Raw genomic sequence first — 24,207 nt, forward strand, 5'->3', positions numbered from 1 at the left:
AGGTTCATGATGAGCACCACAGACAATAAAAACTATCCGCTGGCCGTATTAAGCGAAAGCGAGATCGATTGTCTCTTGCGTTTGAACGACGCCATCAAAGCCATTGATGGTGACGTGGCAGCGCTGGCGCTGGCGATTGTCGCCGCCAAAAACGATGCCATCGAAACAATCATGGGCGGGGCGACACAGGCCGAGCTGGATACCATCAAGGAACTGGGTGAACGGCTGAATGATGATGCGGATGCAATAGCTGCGATAATGAAAACAATGGCGAGCAAGGCTGACATTCAAAAGCCTAATATATTTAAAAAAATGCAGACTTTTGCTGCTGGGATCTATGTGAAAAGCCGTAGAATTGTGTTCAACATAGCGGATGACGCTGATCTGTCGAGTAGTGATAATGTGGACTGCATATGGCATGATGATAGTAAAAATCGGCTGCATATAGTCTCTGATATGCCGATAGGGACAGAGGGCAAAGATGGTAAAACCATCGTAGAGGCGGCTGGGTTCACCAGTAAAAATGGTGACGTGCTGGCAAGTGGTGATGTTGCCACCATTGATAGTATTTCATCTGATGATAACCAGCTGATAAATGTTGGCGTATTTAGGGAAATTCTGATTAAAGGTGGTGTTGATATTGATGTCGATTTAATTAGTGAGGACACCAGTGATCTTATTGTCTCGTCTGAAAAGTATTTCCATGCTCAATTTTTGCTGATTGGCGCTGGTGGCGGTGGTCGTGGGAATGGTCAAGAACAAAAATGGCAACATGGTGGACGTGGCGGCCGTCTATTACATAATTGTCTACTTGATGAAATCTTTGATATCACAGTTGGTAAAGCCGTGACCATACCTGAAGATGATGTTGATGGTGAAGAAGGTGGAGCAACCAAAATCAGTTTTAAGGGGGCAAATGTTGAATATTTTGCTAGCGGTGGTAAGGGCGGTTTGGCATTAACAAGCCCAATTTTCGCAATGGATGGCAGCGGTTTTAAAACGCAAGGGGAAGTTACAGAACCAAGTGCTGGAGAAAGTCTCGCATATCTGAACAGATACGGATTTAATCCAGTAGTGGCGAAGATATTTAAATATATAGATGTTACAAGTTTTCATCATTTTCCAGCCGGAACGACCATTGGTACAAATCTGTACGTACCAAGAGCCGCAATAACGCAGGATGGAAATATTATCGCAGGTGAAAGGGGGGTGGCAGAGGAAAATCCACTTCACGGTATGAATTATAGTAACGCAACAGCAGGTGTGCATGGACTGGCGATATTACTAAAGTTTCGCCATGCATTTTAAAGCCTGCGTAATCTGTCACCGCCCCCATATCATTACTGATTGTATAGGGTCTTCATAAACCGCATGGAGACCCTTTATGGCTGCCCAAGACGAATTTCACCATGGCCTGCGCTTCAAGCGCAAACTCGGCGATAGTATCGGCGCGATTAGCGTGCATGACACCAACACGGTCGGCATGAACCTCACAGCTCCCGATGCTGACAATTCATTGCCGCGCAATGAGCCGTTTCTCCTTTTCAAGCACGATCATGAAAAGCGCCTGAAGCTGGGTGAGACCGGTAATGCCAAGCGCAGCCTTGATCGCTTTTTTGCCGGTGTTGCCTCTGCTGCCGTACTGGTCAACTTATACGAAACCGGCGCGACTACTGACAAAACACTGGAAAATGCAGCCGGTTCTGAAGCCAGCCTCACTGGGCTTTATGCCTTGGTCGCTGCTGTCAGCACCTTCGGTATTGCTCCAAAAATTCTACTCACACCGGGTGTGACCAATTATCGTGTCGATAATGCCGCCAATCCCGTGCTGGCCACCCAGTCGCTCATCGCCAAGCAGCTCGGCGCAGTCCACATATCCGGCGCTCCGGGCACAACCGACGCTGATGCTTTTGCTTTCCGGCAAGACTTTGATGACGAGCGCTTGATCCTGTTTGAACCGTTCATCAAAACGGCACAAGGTCTGGCTTCGCCCGAGCCGTTTGTTGCCGCGATTGGTGTCAACACAGATGTCGAGGTTGGCTATCACGCCAGCTGGGGTAACAAGGTGGTACCCGGGGCGCTGGGAATATCGCGCCCGATCCAGCATCATATGCGCCACTCGGATAACCGCGCCAATTATCTGCTCTCGCACCAGATCAACACATTTATCAACCAGCAAGGTGGCTGGCGCACATGGGGCGACTATGCCGCCACGACCAATGCTGCACGCCAGTTCTACTGTCAAACACGGGTTCGTGACATCATCAACGAGGCATTGTCCCGTCATATCTGGCAAGTGGTATCCGACCCCTTGATTGCCGATAAGGTCTCCACACTGCTGGATCGAATGAACGCACTGCTGTTTGATTTGGTGAACGAGGGTAAGCTACTGGGCGGTACTGCATACTTTGAGGGTGACCGCAATTCGGTTAACGCACTCGAACAGGGCAAAATCACCGTGAACTACAAGTCATTCGCGCCGCCACCGATCACCCAGATTAATGTCGAATATGAGGACGAGCCGCAATATCTCGACCTCCTCGTGGCCGATGTGCTCAAGCAAACCCAGTTCAAGGCATAGGAGGCGCATATGAGCAGATTACTGATCCCGCGCGACTTTAACCTCGTCATCAATGGCAACCAGAACCTCTATGGCCAGCTGAGCACGGTCACACCCGGCGGTATTGAGGTGGAGCGCAAGGACTATCGCGCGGGCGGTGCAATGCTGGACCGCCAACCGATCACCGGTTTCAAGTTTAAGCCCTTCAAGTTCAAAGTGGCAGCCTATCCAGATGGCTTTGATGCTCTGCCAATTGGCGAGCAATTGATCCTATCGTTTACAGAGTACCTCGTGGACGAAAATGATGGCAGCGAGCACGGACTTCGCCATGTTTACCATGGCGAGCTGGACTTGCCCGGCGAGTCTGATCGCAAACCGGGTGATCTGCCCGAGTGGGACTATGAGGTCAAGAACACCCGTCTCTATCAAAAGTTCAAGAATGACAAGTTGATTGATGAAGGCAGCTTGAAAACCAATTCTTTGATGCTGAATGGTAACCGTCTCTGGGCAAAGCGACGTTCGTACCTACAGCTGGGTTAAAAGCGTTTTTAAAGGGTTTAAACATGAATGAATACAAACTGATTGACCCAATTGACAAAGGTGATGGCTCGTCCATCACCACGGTGAAACTGGTTAAGCCGCGCCTGTGTCATATTCAGAAATTTATGCTGGCGATAGGCTCGGAAGTTTTGGCCGAGGTGTTGACCAAAGCAGCCGCAGGCAAGCTGGATGCAGCAACCGGTGCCGATTTATCGCGCCATCTGCTCAATGCCGACCGGTTTAACGCATTCAATCATGCAGTCGGCCATTATCTAGCGCTTGATGACAGTGATGCCGAACAGCTTGGATTGGAAGATTTGATCGAAATCGGTCGCCGGTTAACGGTTTTTTTTCCAGCTATCCAGAGGGCGCTGGCAGCTACCTCATAAACTGCGAAGCGGTACTTGTGGAACTGATGCTGCATTGCGGCGGCGGGCCTGATGGCTGGTTGCAGATGGAGTTCGAGGCCCTTGTCCGGCTCCATATAAAACTACGCGATCAGCTGAAGAGGACAAATGCGTGAGTGATCTCAACTTCAAAATGGTGCTGCGTTTTGTCGAGCATGTGACGCCCAAGGCGCAGGCTGTTGCCCGCGCTGTCGAGCGCATGGCTGACAAGGTTGAACGCTCTACGCAAGATATGGCCCGTAAAACCAATGCAGCGTTTGATCGTGCCTTTGATCAAAAACGCATTGATAAACGCATGAGCCGCATTGAGGCTCGTGCCAATAAAATGCGCGGCAAGCTGGCAGGAGCGCTGGCCATGGGCGCAGCTGTTGTTGCACCGTTGATGCGCGTAGGTGATTTCGAGCACAAAATGGCCAGCCTTGGCAATGTGGCTGGGCTAACCAGTGACAAACTTAAGAAGATTGAGGCGGAGCTACGCAAAAGCGCTGGTACAACCAACCAGTATGCCACAGAGTTGCTAGGTGGCCTAAACTTGTTGATGAGTGTTGGACTTCACGACAAGGTCGGAATTGATGGCACAGTAAAAGTCGTTGAGAATATCGGTAAAACCGCGACTGCTACCGGAGCGAGTGTGGAGCACCTGTCAAGGGTCGGATATGCGGCCTTGGGCAACCTCAATGTTGCTGTTGACGATTTGGGCGAAGCATTTGAGGTGATGAGTGCCTCGGGAAAAATGGGCGGCTTTGAACTCAAAGACATGGCCCAGCATTTTCCGGGACTGACAGCATCTGCCAAAAATTTGAGAATGGAAGGTGTTGACGCCGTAGCCAAGCTCGGTGCTGCCTTGCAAATTGCCATGCGCGGCGCAGCGGACCCCGCCGAGGCGGCCAATAATTTCAAAAATTTTCTGGCTAAATTTGAAGGCCCTGAAGCGGTAAACAAGTTTAAAAAAATCGGCATTGATCTGCACACGGAGTTGGATAACGCCATCGCCAATGGCAAAGGCCCATTGGAATACATGCTGGTGCGCATCCATGACCTTGCCGAAGAGAACCCGCGTATCATTGGTGAGTTGTTCGGTGATATGCAGGTCCAGCAGTTTTTAAAGCCGATGATTGCCGACTTGGATGATTATAAACGCATCCGTGATGACAGCCTGAATGCCTCTGGCGGTATAGACCAGGACTTCAATCGCATGATGGACACGATGATTGAACAAGGCAAGGCGGCAGGTATCGAGTTGGATAACATCAACTCGCGCTCTTCGGCTCTGCTTGGCATAATCAAGGAAATTATTGCTGAGTTTCGCAGCTGGCTCAAAGTACTTGATGATTTTGCAGGAAAGAACCCCGAGCTAACGAAATTTCTCTTAACTGCCAGCACCGGTTTGCTAGCATTTGGCGTGATTGCTCGGGTTGCCGGTTTTAGTATCAATCTGGTCGCCGGTGGCTTTACCCGCCTGCAAGGGGCTGCATCCAAGCTGTTTGGAGCCAAGTGGCTACGAAGGATCAGGCTTCTCACCAGAATGCGAAAAATCTTCACCGCGCTTCGGCTTGCGGTTATCCCGTTAGCCGCTGGTCTGGCAACGCTTAGTGCCCCAATCGCAGCAATTATCGGGCTGCTGGCACTGGGTGCGTTCGTAATTTGGAAATACTGGTATCCTCTGGAAGCATGGTTCGATGGTTTTTGGCAGGGCATCGCCGAAGAAGCAGAAAAAGGCTTTGCCAATCTTGATAAAACATATGAAGAAACAAAAGCCTCACTAGCCGGTTACTTTTCTGATTTGGGTGATTTACTGGGACTGGATGAAGAACAAAAACAAAAAATCAAAACGTTTTTTGAAGATGCCTTTGACTTTTCTTGGATTGGTGAACCTCTGGATCGGGCTTACTCGCAAGTCAGTGAATTTTTTAATAATCTTTTCTCTCAAGAAGAGCTGAGCGATGAAGAGCGGGCCAGCCTAGAGGCCAAGGGGAAAACAGCTGGAATAAGTGTGGCATCCGCCTATTTCGACTGGGTCTCATTCATGCTCACCGGTCCACTCAAGCTCACAAAAATTGGGGCAGAATGGGGTTCCTCGCTGATTGCCGGTTTTAAAGAAAGGTGGGCTGAGTTTAAAGCGTGGCTGGAGCGACAGATCAATACACTCAAAGAGTTCTTCAAGTTTGATTTTGAAATTAACTGGCCAGACCCTCCGGATTGGCTCATGAATATGGGGAAATTTTTAGGTATTGTAGACGATCCTCAACCTGCGGCCAATGATAATCGGGCACAGGCAATCCCGCCATATCTTCCGGCAATATCACCGCAGGTTGATCCTGTTACAGCCCTTCAGGACTTTACAGCATCACTCGGACCGCAATCCTTAGACCAGTCGAAAACCATCAATCAGACCAATCATTATACCGTTAATGTCACTGCAGGCGGCGGTGCGCTTGCTAACCGGTTAATGGGGGTTGCCGCTGCTGCCAATAACCGGGCGCTGCGTGATACAGATTAGGAGGGAGCATGGCACTACTTGCACTTGGTCCTCACCGCTTTCGGATCGAAGGGCTGAACTATCAAAAACTGGAGCGTGAATTTGCTGGACGCTGGAAAGAGCACTTTACGGCAAATGGCAGCCACGTGGATCAGTTTTTAGGGGCAACGCCGCGCACTCTTATGCTCTCAGGTGTGTTGTTTCCGCAAAGCTATGGCGGATATGAGGCGGCTGTTGCGGTCGGTCTCAGCATAGAGCGTGGCCATATTCTGCCACTATTTTCAATCACCAAGCCGTTTGGGCTTTATAAAGCGCTTTCGCTACGTTTATCCGACGAGACGACAGGGCCAGGTGGAGTCATTGAAGCCTCTTACGAGCTGGAGCTCTCCAGCTTTCAAGGCACCTTGTACCGTAACACGCTTCTATCCGGTATGGCGCAGGGTGTAGACGGGCTAATTTCAAAGGCAAGTGACACAGCTGCACAGCTGGTTAAAAGGTTATTTTAATGGCGGCTCACATCAAAACACGCATGAGCAAAGATGGCGATATGGTCGATCTCATTGCCTATGAGGAATACGGCAATGAAGCAGGCCGCTCGGCGATTCACAAAGCTAATCCCGCTCTGGCTGATCATGGCTTGGTATTGCCTGCTGGAATAGTCATCGTAATTCCAGAATTTGAGCAACCAAAACAGCCAGCTGTACATGGTGGAGTGACCGCCAGATGAAACCAGTTTGCCTGTTGGAATGGGATGGTAAGCAATCGCAATTGGTGACAAAACAGCTGCTATCGCTCACCCTAACTCTCAACTCCGGCAACGACCCGGATAAATGTGATGTTGTTTTAGCGGATCCATTCTTGCAACTACCTGCACCAAGAGAAAAAGCCGAGCTGATTATTACACTTGGCTATTTTGAGGGAAAACAGCGTCGTTTCGGGCCATTCAAGGTGGACCAGTACACACGTGAGGTGGAGGCGGAAGAAGGTGACATTATGGTCATCACCTGTACCTCGGTAGATTTTAACGGCAAGGGAAAGGAGCGGCGCAGCGCGAGTTATGAAAACACAAGTCTAGGTGACATAATCAGAAGTGAAGCCGCACGAGACGGCTATCAGGTGGAGATTGATCCGGCATTAGGAGCCTTTCAGTACAGTCATTTTTCTCGCGATAGCCAGTCCCTCTATCAGATGATCGGTGATTTGGCTGATGTCCATGATGCCATTGAAAAGTACTCTGGCAAAAAAATAGTCGTTCTCCCCAAAGGCGGTGGCAAGGACATCATTGGGCGAGAGCTACAGCATCGGCTAACGCGGGCAGATGTGCAAACGCTTACCTTCACCAAGGATTTTAAGGCGCAATATGGTGGTGTCAAAGCGGTGGCCGTTGACCCGAAAAAAGGAAAACGGATCAGCGCCGTGAAGAAGCTGAATAAAGACGATCCTTATTATGAAATCAGGCGCTTGTTCCCGGATAAAAAAGTTGCCGAAAAAGCAGCAGCTAGTAAAGCCAAACAGCTAAAGCGGGCGCAAAAGCGTGCCTCAATCAAGACCAGACAAGGTGATCCTGACCTATTGGAACAGATTGACCTACATTTGGCTGGTTTCGCCCCGGACATCGATGGCATCTGGACACCTGTAACCGTTACCCATGAATACAATGCAGAGACGGATGGATATACAACGACAGCTGAATGTGAGCCAAAAAATTGAGGCGAGAGACCCGGAAGATTGAGCTTCCGGATGTCGGGTTCAAGCACCAACCAGACCCCGACCGATGTAGACAAGCATAACATCGCTCCCGCCACATAAACTCACCTAAGCAGATGAGCAGGAGCTTTATTTATGCGAGAACTGGAATGGAGTCTATCCGCTGCAACAATTGCACAAAACTTCTTTTTAAAACGAACCTAACGGCCACAAAAGGCCGAATTGAAATCAAATGTACCCGCTGTGGCACATTTAATGATGTGAGATCCGCCGAGATCCAATCCAAGGCATATTACCATGCAACCAACAACACCCGTTAAACCTGTCGCGCCGTATATTGGCGGAAAACTCCAGCTTTCAAAACACATTGTAAAACGGATTAAAAGTATCCAGCATGATAACTATGTTGAACCCTTTGTGGGTATGGGCGGTGTGTTTCTGCGCCGTGATCATCAAGTGAAATGCGAGGTCATAAATGATATCAGCCGCGATGTTTCGGGCTTGTTTCGCATTCTGCAGCGGCATTACCCACAGTTTCTGGATGTGCTTAAGTACCAACTAACAAGCCGGTCGGAGTTTGTGCGCCTGTCTAAAACAGATCCTGAAACCCTGACTGATCTGGAGCGGGCTGCCCGCTTTCTTTATCTCCAGCGTACCAGCTTTGGTGGTAAAGTGGACGGACGAACTTTTGGCGTCTCTCTGCGCCCCGCACGATTTGACCTAACAAAAGTGGTACCATTGCTGGAAGATGTACACGAACGTCTGTCGGGCGTTACGATTGAATGCTTGCCATACGAGGACTGCATCAAGCGCTATGATCGACCAGAGACCCTGTTCTATCTCGACCCGCCATACTGGGATACCGAGCACTACTATGGAAAAGGGGTTTTTTCCAAAGCAGATTTTACAGCGCTTGCCGAGCTTTTAAAGGGCATTAAAGGCAGGTTTATAATGTCCATAAACGACACCCCGGAGATACGGGAAATCTTTCGCGACTTCGCGCAAGAGCAGGTCAGTCTGAACTACTCGGCAAGCGCTCATAAAGGTAAAAAAGCCTTTGAATTGCTCATTACAAACGCGGCGTGCACGTGAGCAATGTCATTGCTGAGATAACCTGAACAAAGCAATGCCATGAGCTGGCAATGCAGTCGCTGTGCTCCACATGTCCAGTGTAAAAAACAAAGGAGTTTACAATGGACGATCAAACCGCAAACGCTGCAGTCAAGGCGACACTTGAAGCGCTTGTAAAGCAACTTGAGGACACGACAAGCAGAGCCAAGTTGGCGCTTGAAGGTTTTACTGAAAACCGGGACCTGCAAAGCCAGCGCAATATAGTGTTCGGTGGGTTGGCAGGATTAGAAACCCAATTAACCGGTGCGACACAAACACTGAAAGGAATTGAAGCAATACATTTAGCTGCGCGGAAATACTAAGCAAATCAGGTGGAAAAGTTGAAATCAAAAAGTGGCGGTTTTCTGCCACTTATACTTTTCCATCCGCTCTACAAAATGGAAAAGTTCGTGACGCTAAATCGCAGAAATCTGGGATTCCTAAAAATTACCCACTTACAAAATTGCAGGATTTTTCCATTTCGAAGTTGCGCGGCATTTTCTAAGAGGGTGACAGCTAGTTCAACATAAGCCATTGAAAAACCGTATATTCCCGCCTAATCCCACTTATTCCCGCAAACTTTTCCAGATTCCATTACGAACTTGCGCGTTACAGCTGTTCACGCTCGAGTCTCATTAGCCCGTAAATATAACACTGCCGAGTGCGCTAGAGCTCCCTTTGAAGAGTTAACGCTAAAGAATTCTCTATTGTTATTTAACAACTTGAAATATTTTCTGGCTTTTCTCTTGGTTAGAAAACAAGTGGCGACATTGGCTTTGTCTTATGTTTTCATCCCACTCATAATAGAAACTCACAGAAAATGTGGCAAATATATCATCCAACTCAACAAGAGTTCAAAATCTGCTTCATTTTACTAGTAAAAATCAAGTTAATACACATTTTTTATCGATATAAATATCATGTATTTTTTTAACTATTTAATTACCAATATTTTGCTGTGTTTTTTTACATGACAATACTCGTTGTACTTGGTTTTGAATTATAAAATAGAAGCAGGTTGCGAGCGATGATATCTGGCCAATTGAAAGGCAATTGCAGTTGCAAGCATTATTGCGTCATAAATACGGTTATTATTCGTAGGCACAATTGCAGCAATTTGCTTACGGCACTCAAGAAACTAGGCCTTACTTGCCTAAAACATTTCGTTGTTGGCGCGTATGCTTTGGCATTTATATTGGCTTATGTTTTATCTACTCATGCGGCCGATTATGACGTCGAAACCATTGAAAAAAAAGAAAGTTCGCGAGTAAAACTACTCGAGAACTGGGATTTTGTAGCCGGACTATATGCTGAATTGCCTTGGGTTTCCGGTTTCGTACAGGCTGGGCCGGTTGGGTCGAGTGTATCTTTCACAGCGCATGACGCTCTCGACACAATCCGGTTTGCTTTTTTTGCAGACTTGGAAGCCACCTATAAAAAGAAGTACTCTTTTTCTATTGACGGAGCATACGGTGACTTTGGCAAGTCTGTTCAACTCAACGCAATAAACCGCGTGGGTTTTACGTTTCAACAAACTGTAATTGAAGTACGTGGCGGTTACCGGCTATGGCACGAGGAAGATTCATTTATCGAGGTGTTTGTAGGCGGCCGTTATTGGGATGTGGATGCAAATTTGCAGCTGTTTCGCCCTGAAAGGCCCGACCCCTTTAGCGGATCGAGTGGTTCTTTTTGGGTTGATCCATTTTGGGGCTTTCAGACTAACTTCCAGATATACGGCCCTCTACGTTTTCGCGGTCTTGCCGATATTGGCGGATTTAGTGGCTTTGGTCTGGGCTCTGACTTCACGTACCGCGTACAAGCGGGTTTGCAATACGAATTTGAGAGCGGCTTTGGCTTAGAGGGGAGCTTCAAAGCACTCTATGCCAATTATGATAACGGCAAACCGGGCCTGCAACGTTTTGTATGGGACACAACCACAAGCTTGGCTATTGGGCGGGCCTACTACAAGTTTTAATCTAGGCTAGAATGTTGATTTTTTTCCGCTTTTCTCACGTCAATTTGCTCTCTCGAGATTCTACTATCAAGAGATCTAAAAGTTTGTGTCTGCATTGATTTTCATGTTTGCCGTTGATTGCCGAATTACCAACTCGGGCATCAAGCGCGTGCGCCGCACAGGCGAAGTATCACCTTCTAGCCTTTGCAGGAGATGTAAACCAACATCCCTACCAATTGCACTTGGATTCGCGCGAACTGTTGTTAAGGGTGGTGCCCAGAGCTCCGTATCCTTGAGGCCATCAAAGCCTGTAACTGCAACATCTTTGCCCACTTTGACACCGGCTTTCATAAGGGCAGTATAAACCCCTGCTGCTACGATATCATTTTGGCACATAATCGCTGTATAAAACATTGGATTTTGAATGAGGTCTTGGGCAATTTGTTTTCCAAATGCCCTTGTGGCATCACCGGAAATTATTCTAGATGTTGCCATGGAGATACCTTGCTCTTCGAAGGCATCACAAAAACCTTTTGTACGTAACCGCCCTGTACTAACGCTTTCGCGCCCACCAACTTTGACTATTCTTCGATGACCTGCATCAAGGAGATGCTTGGTTACTAATTTTGCACCTTGATAATCATCGGCTCCAACGAAATCAAAACTTAAATCCGCCAGCTCTCGTGTGCTTAAAACGCACGGGACCTTACGCGCCTTTATTAGCGCCATGTCTGCAACTTCAGTGCCATTGGAAGGTGCTAAAACAATTCCGGCAACACCCTGCCCGACCATTTCTTCAATAAGACGACGCTGGCTTACGACATTATCATTCGTGTTTGCCAGAAGAGGTAGATAACCCTTTTGCGCTAATACTTCTTCAAGGGCTACCGTTTGTTCGGACATGTAGGGGTTGGTTATGTCCTCTACTATTACGCCTATGAGATTGGATTTTCCGCTTTTTAATTTGGAGGCATTATAATTGGGAACGAAGCCCAATTCCTCAGCTGCTGCAATAACTTTTTTGCGCGTCGTTTCCGAGATACGTCCTTTGTTATTCAGCGCGTTTGACACTGTGCCAATAGAAACACCTGCAAACTTGGCAATATCAACGATAGTAGGTTTTGACATTATTCGATTCCATGAACAGAACTGGAATTATTAATCGATTGATGAAGTTTGGCAAACTTCCAAACGTGGATATTTAGCTATCTTTCATGGCTCGATATTGAACCGGAGTTACACTCGTGTACCTCCGGTTCAATCTATTAATTCTATTAGTTCTCGAAGATGGCCCCCAGACTTGCAGAGGATACCATTTTGGAGTAGCGGCCTAAATAACCATCTGTGACTTTTGGCGGTAATGGCTTATGAGATTGGCGACGCTCTGCCAACTCCTCGTCACTAACTAAAACATTGATTGTTTTGGCTTTAAGATCGATCGCAATTTTATCGCCTTCGCGTACCAAACCAATCGGTCCACCCTTACTGGCCTCAGGTGCACAATGGCCGATTGCTGCACCGCGTGTTGCACCAGAAAAGCGTCCATCAGTTATGAGTGCAACTTTATCATCCAGCCCAGCGCCGCAAAGGGATCCGGTTGGCAAGAGCATTTCACGCATACCGGACTGAGGCCCTTCATAAATGATCACAACCACATCACCCGGTACAATTTTACCGGAGTTGATAGCGGTAACCGCATCTTCCTCACGTGTAAACACACGGGCTGAGCCAGTGTATTGCTTCATTTTGTCGTCGACAACGCCGATTTTGACCACAGCACCTTCAGGAGCGATGTTACCGTAAACAACAGCGAGGCCGCCTTCTGCTTTGTAAGCTTCAGGAACCGAGCGGGCAACATCGGAACTTTTTGCATCTAGTTTGCCAATAAGCTCGTCAAAGTTAACTGCTGAAGCTGTCAATGCGCTACCATCGAACATGTCACCATCTTTCAAGTGCTTCATGACAACTTTTAGGCCACCAACCAAATGAAGGTCTTGAATGTGGAACTCACCACCTGGTGAAAATGAGCAGAGTTTTGGTACTTCACGACTGATCTGATCGAAATCATCCAGATCCAAGTCTACATCACACTCATTTGCGATGGCCAACAAATGCAGCATGGTATTTGTGGAGCCGCCTATAGCCATATCAACCGCCATAGCATTATGGAATGCAGTGCGTGTCATGATTTGGCGCGGTAAGACCTGCTTTTCGAAAAGCTCCATAATTTTGATGCCGACGTCTTTAGCCAAACGGTTGCGCTCGCTATAGGTTGCCGGAATGGTCGATGAACCTGGCAGCGTCATACCCAAAGCTTCTGCCATGATATTCATGGAATTAGCTGTACCAAGGTGGGCGCAGCAACCGATTGTGGGTCCTGCAACATCTTCACGCGCTAGCAGTTCATCCATATCAATGTGACCAGCGGCATATTCACCAATTGTCTCACACATCATGGAGCCGTCAATGCGCTTATTATCAAAATAACCCGGCTCCATACATCCGCCCGAAAGCAGCACACAAGGAATATTAAGACGGCCAGCTGCCATGAGGGCTGCTGGTGTGATTTTATCGCAGTTGGTGATCAACACCATTGCATCGAACTGATGGCCTTGGATTTGCACTTCAATGGCGTCGGCAATTAATTCGCGGCTTGCCAATGGATAGTGCATTCCCACATGTGTCATGGCAATACCGTCGCAAATTGAGGGCATTGTCATCTCAAATGGATATCCGCCGGCTTCATAAACACCATATTTTACACGCTCGCATAACTGACGAAGGTTTTGGTGCCCCGGGATAATCTCGTTATAAGCGTGAATGACCCCAATAATTGGCTTCGTTGCCAAATCCTTATCACTCATACCGGCAGATTTGAGCATAGAACGCTGATTAGCAGCAGCATAGCCTTTGGTAATAATATCAGAGCGTTTAGACATTTTATTATCCTTTTATTCTAGCCAAACAGCGTCGGCAACAGCAGCGATATCTGCGGAATATAACTGACCAAAATCAAGCAGATCATCATGGCAACCAAGAATGGGGCGATTGCTTTGAATACGGCTTCAATGGAAAGATCAGCGACAGATGAGGAGACGAACAGATTGACACCCAGTGGCGGTGTACAAAAACCAATCGCCAGATTGACAGTCAGGATCACGCCAAAGTGAATTGGGTCTACTCCTACACTCACGGCAACTGGTAACAAAATTGGTGTAAGGATGATGATTGCTGCGACTGTTTCCATAAACATACCAACCGCGAGCAGTACGAGGTTCAGCAGCAAAATGATTACGTACATGTTGTCAGAGAATGACGTAATCATGTTGGCAACAGTATTCGGGATTTGCTCGATAGTCAGCAAGCGGCCAAAGACAAAAGCCATAACTACCATTACTAGGCAAGTGGCAGCGGTCAGTGAGGATCTGGCAAGGATTGCAGGCAACTCGCTAAACTTGATTTCCTTGTATACGAAGAGGGAAATAAATGCTGCATAGATAACGGCAACACCTGCGGCTTCAGTTGGCGTAAAGATACCACCATAAATACCACCCAAAATGATAATTGGTACGAGAAGCGCCCAAATGGTGTTTCCATTATCTTCCTCTGCTTTTTGAGCGGCCAGTTCCTCTTTTGTAGAAACGAGGTCATTTCGGTCACGCAAGAGGTACTTGGAAACGAGCACGTAGCTAATAGCGAAGAGAAAACCGGGAATGAGACCCGCCATAAACAACTTGCCAATAGATTGGCCCGAGGTAACGCCGTAAATAATGAAAGGAATGGAAGGTGGGATCATGACACCCAACATACCGGAGGCTGCGGTTAGGCCGGCAGAAAACTCTTTCGGGTAACCACGCTTCACCATTTCCGGGATCATGTTGGAGCCAATAGCCGCAACGGTTGCCGGTGAAGAGCCGGAAATGGCGGCGAAGAACATGGAAGCCAACACATTTACATATGCAAGTCCTGCCTTTAAGTGACCCACACCGCGGGCTGCCATGCCAACAATACGTCGTGACAAGCCACCTGACTGCATTATATCGCCAGCAAGAATAAACATTGGCACCGCTACAAGTGGGAAGTTATTCCCCCCCATAACCGCACTTTTTAGGAGCAAGATATCACTGGGCGTTCCCGGCAGGAAGCTCATGACAAACAAGGAGGCCACACCAAGAGCAGCACCAATTGGCATTCCCAGTAGAACGAGTGCAAAAAAGCCAAAGAATAAGACAATTCCTGACATGGTCTACCCTTTCACGCTTGTGTTGGCTCGCAATGAAGACAGCTTTTTAAGCGCTTTGCAGTCAACAATCATGCTTTGTAAAATCCGAAATGAAGCAAGAGCTGCCCCCACTGGCATTGACCAGTACAAGAATGCGAGGCTGATACGGGTTGAAGTTCCAGGTACGAAAAGTACAGGTGATGTTTGCTTGATAACAAACGGGCTGGTTGCCTGTGCATTACCGCGAACAGCCAGATAAGCAAAGAAAACCAGCATTACCGCTGAAAGAAACAGACCAAGATATAACTGGCCCTTTTGCGAAAGCTTACCAGAAACGATGGTTACTGCGACGTGTTTACGTTCTTTATAACCATAGCTAATACCTAGCCAGATAAACCAGACAAATAGCCAACGGACTAATTCTTCTGACCAAGAGAGAGAGTTCTGCACCACGTAGCGCATAAAAACCTGAAGGAAGATAAGTATGGCGATTGATGCCAAAGAGACAACAAGCAGGTCCCGCTCCAGATACTTATCTAGATAGGCTAGCATTTTCATTGTTTTGTTCACTTAAACTGGAGGAAAAACGGGGCCACTAGGCGCGACCCCGACAAATGCTGAAATTTATTTCAATTCAGCTTCTGCTTTGGCAACCGCTGCCATAAGCTTACCGTAGGCTTCTTCGCCTACCAGTTTTTGGAACTCAGGCTTGAGCTCTTTGATTTTGCTTTGGAACTGAGCCATTTGCTCAGGGGTAAGCTCATTAACTTCGTTACCCTGCGCACGGAACCAATCAACTAACTCTGGTTCTTCTGCCTTGATGAGGTCCTGCTGGTACTCGGAAGCTTCAATTACAGCATCAGAGACGATTTTTTGCTGCTCTGCTGAGAGACTTTCGTATTTAGCAGGGTTCATTACAACAGTGTAAGCTGAATAAACGTGGTTGGTTAGTGAGATGTACTTATTCACCTCATGAGTACGCATGGAGCGGATATTTGAGAGCGGATTTTCTTGCGCGTCAATCACACCTTGTTGTAGCGCTGAATATACCTCACCAGAAGCCATCGGCATTGGGTTAGCACCCAACTTAGACCAAGCAGTAATGTGCGCATCAACTTGCATGGTGCGTAGTTTCAAGCCTTCTACATCCGCTGGTGTGTAAACAGGCCCGCGACTGTTTGTCAGCTGACGAATGCCGATTTCAAACCAACCCATGGATTTAAGACCAATAGGTTCCATTTTTTCGCCAAGCCAATCACCGTATTCACCCAAGAATACTTTACGGGCAACTTCACGGCTTGCAAAAGTATAAGGCAATTCTGTTGCTGCAAAGATATCATCCCAGCCTGATAGAACGCCGACGGCTTCCGCATTCAAGTCAATTTCGCCCATTTGAACGAATTCAAGTAACTCACGGCCTTCACCCAATTGACCTGCTGGGTAAATTTCAACTTCAATATCGCCATTCGTGCGTTTTTCGACAATTTCTTCGAACTTTTGCCATGCTTTATGCATATGGTTCGATTCCGGTGCCCCATGAGCCACTTTAAGAGTGACATCGGCAGCTAGTGCAGTTCCAGCCATAAGGATTGATGCAGCCGCAAGGCAGATAGAAAAACGTTTTTTCACAGTGATACTCCCATTATTTTTTGACTTCCCTTGAGTCAATTCCAATAAAATGAAAAAACGTTTTAGCAACAAGCTGGGAGCTCTACGTAAGCAATAGCGCTGGTATATTAAAAGCTGTGGCGTGATTGAGATGCACATATTTATTTTCAAAGAAAAATCACTTACCAAAACCAAGCGCTTTAGCGCCAATCACGTTTGCTTCTTAAAATAATGATTGAATTCTAGTATGTTAGTCGATGCTTTATAAAGTGAACCATTCTATTGGCTCAATTTTCTTTTATATATGAACTTCTTCGTTACTCGTTTTACACGAATACAGTTGGTTTACCAGTTCTGAATTGCGACAAAATATCACCCCATTTTTTTGAAAATTCAGTAGGTGGATAACTGTTTATAGAATTTGAACACAAGATTTGAGAGAATAATTGCTACGAAAAACTCTGGGTTAAGATGCTCAATTATTGAATGATAGATTTATAACGAGTTTGAAAATTTCAATATAATACGGGGAGCACCACTGGTCCCCCCCGCAATTAACGCTGAAACGTTTTACTAAGCCGCTATAGATTTTCGTGCTATTTCAGGCATTTTTCCATGGAATTTGCCACACCCTCGATGAGTTGCAAATACATGTCTGGGCCTGGCGTTAATTCTGCGCCTAATGGGTCAATTTTTTCCAGTTTTGTATGTTGCTCTTGTGCCAAAACTTTAATCGTTTTTGGGTTGAATTGCGGCTCGTAAAAAGCACATGAGATGTTTTTGCCATCTAAACGTTGGGAAATTTCGCGCATCTGCTTAGCGCCTGGAGTTACTTGCGGGTTAAGCGTCATAGAACCGGATGCATGTAAACCATAGTGCTTTTCAAAGTACTGATAGGCATCATGGAACACGATGAAGCCCTTATTTTGATATGGTTCAAGCCGGTGCTTAATTTTCTCATCAAGCTTATTTAGTTTCGCAATGGCATCTTTCGTATTTTGTTTGTAGCTTTCAGCGTGAATCGGGTCTTCTTTTTCAAGCTTTGCACTTATTGCTTTCAACATTGCTATGGCATTATGTGGATCTAACCATAGGTGAGGGTCGGCATTTCCATGATGTGCGTGGCCATCATGATCTTCATGCTCGCCATGACCTTCCTCGTGCTTTTCATGGTCTGCATGTTTTTCATGCTCTTCATGATGTTCACCTTCGTGCTTATCGTGAGCTTCGTCATGATCATGATCTTTGTGATCGTTATGATCCGCGTGCTCTTTATGCCCCTCTTGTTCGTGCTCGTGTTCTGCATGTTCATCGTGTTCTTCATGCGCGCCATGACTATGCTTTTCAAAACCATCACCCGTGCGACGGCTTAAAATTTCCATTCCTTGAGCTTCCGAGAGCTCTGTCACACTGGCATTTTCGGCTAATGAATGGAGCGGTTTTTCTAAAAATGTTTCTAACTGCGGACCAACCCAGAACACGATATCTGCATTTTGCAAATCTCGTGCTTGCGATGGTTTTAAGCTATAGGTATGTGGAGATCCGGCTCCGGTAACAATGAGCTTTGGTGTTGTCACACCTTTTGTAACTGATGCGACTAGCGCGTGGACAGGTTTGATTGACACCACGATTTGCGGTGCCTCGTCAGCTTTGGCATGCGAGGCAAAACTGGCTGTTAGCAAACTTGTTGCTAGAAGCAGCTTGGAAACATTTTTTTTAAAAGAAGCACTTTTAGGGAAACGATAATAGGTCACTTGATCCTCATAGATGCACTATCATGAAGTTACGTTTGCGATGGGGTTGGCTAGCTCTTGTGGGGCTTGGTAGCTGGTATACTGATACAATATAACATCACGAATGTGATAATATAACATCGCAATAAGCGCAAGCTTTATTTCTAAACTGTTTATTGTCATGGCTACACACTGACAAATTGCCGGTTTTTTGTTAGAAGGACGGAAACAGGATGCTATAAATGGCCGAAATTAAAGACGACCTAGACCGAAAACTGATTGCAATTCTACAGGCCAATGCACGTGAGCCTGTTTCTGCCATTGCTAGAAAACTGGATGTGGCTCGCTCTACTGTTCAAGAAAGAATAAGCCGCTTGGAGAGAAGCGGTGTCATTGCTGGCTATACCGCCATTCTTGGGGATTTGGAAGAAGGGCAGAAACTACAAGCTTTGGTCATGCTTTCTGTTTCGCAGCAACACTCACGGGAATTGGTGAAGCAGTTGGAATCCTTTCCCGAGATAAAAAGCTGCGTGACCATTTCCGGCGAATTTGATGTGTTTTTGGTGGTTGAACCCAATCGTCTTGAAGACCTCGACGATATTTTGGATGACATTGCTGAAATTCCCGGCGTTCTGCGCTCACGCTCTTCAATTGTGCTTTCGAAGCGGTTTGAGCGGCAAAAACCGTTTTTACCCCGCGCCAGTATTCCACTTGGGTAACTCTTCCTCGATCTTTCTTACGCTAGATTATACATTTTGCTGGATATTTCGTCAATTTAACGGATATCAATATCTAACCCGTTATTTCCATCCCTAGGAAGTGAACGTAAATTCACTTAGCCTTTCCTCTTAGAGTTTAGGGAGGAGTGGACATGACGAACTGGAAACTAGCTGTTATAGGGGCGGGGAAAATCGGGCGGACGATTGCCAACCTGCTACATGCTGGCGGCACCTATCATGTAAGTGTTTTTGATCAAAACAAAACAGCTTTAGATAGTCTGCCGGAGTTTATTGAATGCCATCATGTGGACATTCAAGATGGAGAGAGGTTAGAGAACGCATTGCGCGGACACAATGCTGTCATCTCTGCTGCACCTTTTTACCTTACCGAAACAATCGCCCAGTCTGCTTTCAATGCTGGTGTGCATTACTTTGACTTAACCGAGGATGTTGCTTCTACAGCATTTGTCGAAAAGCTTGCGCGCGGCGGAAAAACTGCTTTTGCTCCGCAATGCGGTCTTGCGCCCGGCTTTGTGAGTATTGCTGCCAGTGCTCTGGCCAAACAATTCGACTCGCTTGAGAGCCTTGTTTTACGGGTTGGTGCGCTACCGCGCTTCCCAACAAACAGGTTAAAATATAACTTAACCTGGTCAACGGACGGACTGATAAATGAATATTGCAATCCGTGCATTGCAATTGATCATGGTAGCTTGCGCCATGTGGCACCGCTTGAGGGCTACGAGAGTTTTAGCCTTGAAGGCGCGGATTATGAAGCCTTTAATACCTCTGGCGGCTTAGGCTCACTGGCAAATTCACTATCGGGTAAGGTGCAGAACCTGCGCTATTTGAGTATTCGCTACCCTGGACACCGTGATGTTATGCGTTTGCTTTTGCATGACTTAGGCCTGGAGCGGCGGCGCGATTTATTAAAGCAAGTTATGGAAGAGGCTATTCCTGCCACCATACAAGACAGGGTACTGGTATTTATAACCGCTCGCGGCGAGATTGATGGTCGCTTTGAAGAGCGCTCTTATTTGAATAACATCAATGCCAGAAAGATTAATGGTGAGGCCTGGAGCGCTATTCAGATAACAACAGCTGCTGGTATTTGCGCTTGTGTTGATCTTATGCGAACTGGCGACTTGCCGCAAAGCGGATTTATACATCAAGAAGACATCTGCTTTGAGCAGTTTTTGCAAAACCGCTATGGTGCACTTTATACACCTGACACAAGCGATATTGCCCAGTTCAACCAGCTTGCGGCATAAAGCCATCACCTTGAACAGACAATGGTTGGCAAATGGGGCAGTTGCCTCCCCATTTGCTGGTCCATCTTACTGGAGCAATGCTATCAGTCTTGGCGTAATCCCGTTTGTACTTCAGGGGTTGCAGGTTTTCCCAGATCGTTGAGTACGCCATCTTGCAAACTATAAACTTTGTTTACGTTTTCCAACTCAAGCGCCCTATGGGAGATAAGAAGTACTGTTGACCCTTGGCTTAGTTGCCAAAATGCCTGCATTATTTGCGACGCCGTTTGCGCATCCAGGCCTTCTGTCATTTCGTCAGCGATCCATATGCGCGGCTGTCGTAAAAAAGCTCGCGCCATTGCCAGTCGGCGATTTTCACCTCCCGAAAGGCCTTGCCCTCCTTCACCCATCAATGTTTCCAGCTGCTCCGGCATTGCCTTGATGCGTGTTTGCAAGCCAGCGACCGTTAAGGCCTGCCACAACTCGGCATCACTTGCCTCCGGCTTTGCTATCCGTAAGTTGTCAGCAATAGAGGCATGGAAAACCTCCGTTTTTTGGCCAATAACAATTACTTGTTGGCGCAGCTCTGCTTCGGGTATTTGTGCAAGTGGCTTTCCGAAAATACTGATCTTGCCCGTATGATCTGGGAGTAAGCGCGCAATGATTGCTGCTAGTGTGGACTTTCCAGCTCCGCTTTGACCGATGATTGCCAGTGATTGCCCGGGGGATACAGTTAAATCTATCTGTTTTAGAGGTGCATAATTGCTCCCCGGATAGCTATAGGACAAGCCAGCAATAGCGATTGCAGGTGCATTGGCAATTGCTGATTGGTCTGAGCCGGTTAGCACGGGTTCATCTGCTGTTTGTTTGGTGTAGCTTATTACACGCTCAGCAGCCTTAGCCATTTTACTCCAGCTACCAGCGCCACTGGCTGTTGAAACCAAAAGCTCCGGTAGTGCCAGCGCTACAAACGCAAACAGCGCAACATGTTTAAATTCCATAGCGCCTTGATCGTAAGCCATTGCAGCAAGTAAAAAGGTCACGGCCAACAGCACTTGAGAAAGTGTTGAGACAAGTACCAGATTGCGCTGTTCATGGTGCTGCGAGGTAATCAGATCTTCTTCCAAGCGACTGGAAGCCTTTAAAACCTTTGTTTCTTGACGTTTAAGGCCACCGTATATCGCTAAGTCGCGGCGACCACGTACAAGGTCAGAAATGCGCACTCTTAAAGCATCGCGTGAGACATCAATGTGTTTTGCCCGATTGCGCTCGGCTTTTGTGGCGCTTAATGCAAGAATTGCAAGTGTTCCCGCTTGTAAGCAAGCAATTACCATAGCTGCAAGCGGTGCATAATGTGCAAGGATAAAGACTGTTAACGCCGTTATGGTCAGTGTGGTGAATAACGGAAGTGCAAGACGCAAATACAAACCGTCTAGCTGGTCGACATCACTTACAATACGGTTCAATGCCGTAGCAGAGCGCTGCATGTGATTTGGCTGCTTCATGCGTGCAACCATACCCTTAAAAACTTGCAGGCGTAAAAGGGCAAGAAAACGGAATGTGGCATCATGAGTGACAACGCGTTCTACATAGCGCCCGAAAATGCGCAATATGGCATAGGTACGGATACGTGAAGAAAAAAGCGCGTAATTGAAGAGTAGCCCCGCTCCTCCTGCAGCGGCCAATGCAGCAGAACTGATGAAGTAACCCGACACTGCGAGCAGAGCGATACCAGATGCGGCGGGAAGTAATGCCACAAACGCACCAACCCAAAAGGCTATTGGATGTTGCTTTTGCAAGCGGTTTAAGAGAATAAGAATGGCTTTCATTGTTCTTCTCCACCGCTTTTCGAGAGAAACTTCGTCTTTTTATTGGTTTGTTTTGTTATCAATTGCCCATCGATTAACTCATATAGGCGGTCTGCCCTTTCACAAACGCTTTTATCGTGCGTTGCAACCAACACTGGCTTTCGCTTTGATAGTTTAACAAGGCTGGATAGCACTTGCTGGGCTGTGTAGCCGTCCAAATCTGCGGTTGGCTCATCCGCTAGTATTATTAGTGCATCATCACGAATTGCTGCCCTTGCGATGGCGAAGCGACGGCGTTCACCCATAGATAGCCCAAGGCCTTCCTCGCCAATACCTCCGGAAAGCCCACCTTGAATTTTCTCAATTAGCTGTCCAGCATGAGCTTCTTTTAATGCAGCAATCATCTGCTCATCACTGGCAGCGCGGTTTGCTAAATGAAGATTCGAGCGCAACGTGCCATGAAACAGTTTTGGTGATTGAGAGACAACCGCTATGCTTTTTTGCCATAATGAGTGGTCAAGATGCTTTAAATCTTTCTCCGCATATTTAATCGTGCCGCTATCAGGTGTGATAAATTTTTGCAGTACGTCAAGTAAAGTGGATTTACCTGCGCCGCTTTCACCAGTAATTACAACGAGTTCCGGCCCATCCATTTGGAAGGATACTTTATCTAGAATAGTTTTGCTATCTCGGGAAAAGCCAAGATTTTCAATGATAAGCTTTCCTTGAACTGACAGGTCAATGTTGGATGGCGGCTGTAGCGGTTGCGCTTTCACAGTTGTTTGATTGTTTGGGGTATCATCAGCCTTTGCCAGTAGCTCTGCCGCCGCAATTGCAGCTGCTCTGTCATGATAGGCTTGGGCAAACAAGCGTAAGGGTGCAAAAAACTCTGGCACAAGCAGAAGAATAAACAGGCTCGTTCCCAAATTAAGTTCAACACCATAGCTGCCAAAACTCCAATAGCCCAGTAGCGAAAAACCGGCATATATTGCTGCAAGGGCCAAGCCCAAAGCACTGAACAATTCTAATGAAGTGCTTGAAAGGAATGCAATGCGCAGGACTTTCATTGTTGAAGCTCTGAACTGGTTCGCAAAACGGTCCATATCTGCTTCTGTGGTCTTTATGGCCCCAAAAATTTGCAGTGTTTCCAAACCACGCAGCCGATCAAGTAAGAAAGCGCTCATATCTGCCAGTATGCCCAATTGCTGCTCGCTTGCCCGTTTTGCTTTAATGCCAACAAGCGCCATAGCAAGTGGCACTAAAGGTGCTAATACAATCAGTAGCAGGGCTACGAACCAGCTAACACTTGCAATGGCGATTAGGAACCCCAGAGGCACCAAAATTAAACGACGCTCAATTGGTAGATACTTTGCAATGTAAGGCCCAATAGCCTGAATATGCTCCACTGCTAAGCTTGCAAACTTACCACTTGCTGGCAGTGGTGTTGCAGGAGAAACACCAGATATTCGAGAGAGTAGTTTTTCTTGCAGTGTTTGTCGTGTTCTGGCAGCAGCCACGATTGCAATGTGATCAGCCTTTAAGCGCAAGTACGCGCGTATCCCACTTATAACGATAATAACAAGCGTTGCCAGTATTGCGACCTTAAGCCCTTGGTGCTCGCTCATAAGCCAATTTATGGCATAGGCAAGAGCCGCAGCCTGAGCTACCCATAGTAACTCCGAGGCAGCATGTAGATAGGACGAATGAGAAATTGCTGTTTTTTCTGGGGCGATTGCAGTTTGCAGCCAGCTACTTCCAACGGATTGTTTTCGCTTCCTCTTTTTCTTTTTCGGCATGTTTTGATTATCGACAATTGTTTGTTGTTGTTTATTAATTGTAGTCATATGTCTGCATGCCTCGCTCCACCTTTTGGCAATCCATTCCTTAATAGAATTTTTTGCTTATCGGGATAATTGATAGGCAGCTTTCCCCTCATCAGCTCCAAATCAGTACCCACAATATTATGGGAATACTGCTAATGCGTGGCTATTCGCAAGTTATTCTTATTCGAAACCACGTAGGAGTACTGAGACAAAAGAGCGCATCTCTAATTATAAGCAGGATAAGGCTGTTTGCATTTTGAGTGAAACAAATTCACGAATAACCCATTGCA

At 46.9% G+C, this 24,207-nt stretch carries 22 protein-coding genes; 14 read left to right on the top strand and 8 right to left on the bottom strand.

What is annotated here, in order from left to right; translation table 11 throughout:
• The first annotated feature begins 6 nt into the window (after positions 1–6).
• The 12 genes from AYK67_RS12890 (at position 7) to AYK67_RS12940 (ending at position 10,778) form a co-directional block, all read left to right on the top strand.
• A complete protein-coding gene (locus tag AYK67_RS12890; protein ID WP_068087495.1) occupies positions 7–1,308 on the top strand; it encodes a type II toxin-antitoxin system HigB family toxin in 1,302 nt (433 codons plus the stop codon).
• A gap of 76 nt (positions 1,309–1,384) precedes the next feature.
• Complete coding sequence (locus AYK67_RS12895; protein ID WP_068087498.1) at positions 1,385–2,581, top strand: phage tail sheath protein; 1,197 nt, start codon at positions 1,385–1,387, stop codon at positions 2,579–2,581.
• 9 nt (positions 2,582–2,590) lie between these two features.
• Positions 2,591–3,100, top strand: a complete 510-nt coding sequence (locus tag AYK67_RS12900; RefSeq protein ID WP_068087501.1) for a phage major tail tube protein — start codon at positions 2,591–2,593, stop codon at positions 3,098–3,100.
• A gap of 23 nt (positions 3,101–3,123) precedes the next feature.
• Positions 3,124–3,489 (top strand): hypothetical protein, encoded by a 366-nt coding sequence (locus AYK67_RS12905; protein WP_068087503.1) that lies wholly within the window; start codon positions 3,124–3,126, stop codon positions 3,487–3,489.
• A 130-nt stretch (positions 3,490–3,619) separates the two neighbouring features.
• Positions 3,620–6,007, top strand: coding sequence for a phage tail tape measure protein (locus AYK67_RS12910; protein ID WP_068087505.1), 2,388 nt, complete (start codon positions 3,620–3,622; stop codon positions 6,005–6,007).
• Positions 6,008–6,015: 8 nt separating this feature from the next.
• Positions 6,016–6,492 (top strand): phage tail protein, encoded by a 477-nt coding sequence (locus AYK67_RS12915; protein WP_068087507.1) that lies wholly within the window; start codon positions 6,016–6,018, stop codon positions 6,490–6,492.
• Positions 6,492–6,713, top strand: coding sequence for a tail protein X (locus AYK67_RS12920; RefSeq protein ID WP_208976297.1), 222 nt, complete (start codon positions 6,492–6,494; stop codon positions 6,711–6,713). Before AYK67_RS12915 ends, AYK67_RS12920 begins: the two co-directional genes overlap by 1 nt.
• Positions 6,710–7,696 (top strand): phage late control D family protein, encoded by a 987-nt coding sequence (locus AYK67_RS12925; protein ID WP_068087510.1) that lies wholly within the window; start codon positions 6,710–6,712, stop codon positions 7,694–7,696. Before AYK67_RS12920 ends, AYK67_RS12925 begins: the two co-directional genes overlap by 4 nt.
• Before the next feature lie 146 nt (positions 7,697–7,842).
• Positions 7,843–8,013 (top strand): Com family DNA-binding transcriptional regulator, encoded by a 171-nt coding sequence (locus AYK67_RS17790; RefSeq protein WP_156453157.1) that lies wholly within the window; start codon positions 7,843–7,845, stop codon positions 8,011–8,013.
• A complete protein-coding gene (locus AYK67_RS12930) occupies positions 7,991–8,785 on the top strand; it encodes a DNA adenine methylase (RefSeq protein WP_068087513.1) in 795 nt (264 codons plus the stop codon). The genes AYK67_RS17790 and AYK67_RS12930 overlap by 23 nt, the downstream gene beginning before the upstream one ends.
• A 101-nt stretch (positions 8,786–8,886) precedes the next feature.
• On the top strand, positions 8,887–9,126 hold the full coding sequence (locus AYK67_RS12935) for a hypothetical protein (protein WP_068087516.1): 240 nt from the start codon (positions 8,887–8,889) through the stop codon (positions 9,124–9,126).
• A gap of 872 nt (positions 9,127–9,998) precedes the next feature.
• On the top strand, positions 9,999–10,778 hold the full coding sequence (locus AYK67_RS12940) for a hypothetical protein (protein ID WP_156453158.1): 780 nt from the start codon (positions 9,999–10,001) through the stop codon (positions 10,776–10,778).
• Between the two features lie 75 nt (positions 10,779–10,853).
• Here the strand turns inward: AYK67_RS12940 and AYK67_RS12945 are convergent, their stop codons facing one another.
• From AYK67_RS12945 to AYK67_RS12970, 6 genes are all read right to left on the bottom strand, one after another.
• The gene (locus tag AYK67_RS12945; protein ID WP_068087522.1) at positions 10,854–11,885 is read right to left on the bottom strand and encodes a LacI family DNA-binding transcriptional regulator; all 1,032 of its coding nucleotides are present in this window, start codon (positions 11,883–11,885) and stop codon (positions 10,854–10,856) included.
• Positions 11,886–12,031: 146 nt separating this feature from the next.
• Positions 12,032–13,696 carry a dihydroxy-acid dehydratase gene (ilvD, locus tag AYK67_RS12950; RefSeq protein ID WP_068087524.1) on the bottom strand — a complete coding sequence of 555 codons (1,665 nt, stop codon included), beginning with the start codon at positions 13,694–13,696 and terminating at the stop codon, positions 12,032–12,034.
• 17 nt (positions 13,697–13,713) lie between these two features.
• Complete coding sequence (locus tag AYK67_RS12955; RefSeq protein WP_068087527.1) at positions 13,714–15,000, bottom strand: TRAP transporter large permease; 1,287 nt, start codon at positions 14,998–15,000, stop codon at positions 13,714–13,716.
• Positions 15,001–15,003: 3 nt separating this feature from the next.
• Positions 15,004–15,537 (bottom strand): TRAP transporter small permease, encoded by a 534-nt coding sequence (locus AYK67_RS12960; protein ID WP_068087530.1) that lies wholly within the window; start codon positions 15,535–15,537, stop codon positions 15,004–15,006.
• 66 nt (positions 15,538–15,603) lie between these two features.
• A complete protein-coding gene (locus AYK67_RS12965) occupies positions 15,604–16,608 on the bottom strand; it encodes a TRAP transporter substrate-binding protein (protein ID WP_162265109.1) in 1,005 nt (334 codons plus the stop codon).
• 575 nt (positions 16,609–17,183) lie between these two features.
• A complete protein-coding gene (locus tag AYK67_RS12970) occupies positions 17,184–18,341 on the bottom strand; it encodes a zinc ABC transporter substrate-binding protein (protein WP_068087536.1) in 1,158 nt (385 codons plus the stop codon).
• Positions 18,342–18,562: 221 nt separating this feature from the next.
• On the opposite strand from AYK67_RS12970, the gene AYK67_RS12975 reads away from it, so the two are divergent.
• Positions 18,563–19,039: an Lrp/AsnC family transcriptional regulator gene (locus tag AYK67_RS12975; protein ID WP_068087539.1), complete on the top strand. Its 477-nt coding sequence runs from the start codon at positions 18,563–18,565 to the stop codon at positions 19,037–19,039.
• Positions 19,040–19,191: 152 nt separating this feature from the next.
• Positions 19,192–20,307, top strand: coding sequence for a saccharopine dehydrogenase family protein (locus AYK67_RS12980; RefSeq protein WP_068087541.1), 1,116 nt, complete (start codon positions 19,192–19,194; stop codon positions 20,305–20,307).
• Between the two features lie 83 nt (positions 20,308–20,390).
• Here the strand turns inward: AYK67_RS12980 and cydC are convergent, their stop codons facing one another.
• Positions 20,391–22,115, bottom strand: a complete 1,725-nt coding sequence (cydC, locus tag AYK67_RS12985; protein ID WP_068087543.1) for a thiol reductant ABC exporter subunit CydC — start codon at positions 22,113–22,115, stop codon at positions 20,391–20,393.
• On the bottom strand, positions 22,112–23,938 hold the full coding sequence (gene cydD, locus AYK67_RS12990; protein WP_068087545.1) for a thiol reductant ABC exporter subunit CydD: 1,827 nt from the start codon (positions 23,936–23,938) through the stop codon (positions 22,112–22,114). The genes cydC and cydD overlap by 4 nt, the downstream gene beginning before the upstream one ends.
• Positions 23,939–24,207: the final 269 nt, after the last annotated feature.

It is taken from the genome of Polycladidibacter stylochi (genome assembly GCF_001562055.1).
Taxonomy (GTDB): Bacteria; Pseudomonadota; Alphaproteobacteria; order Rhizobiales; family Stappiaceae; genus Pseudovibrio; species Pseudovibrio stylochi.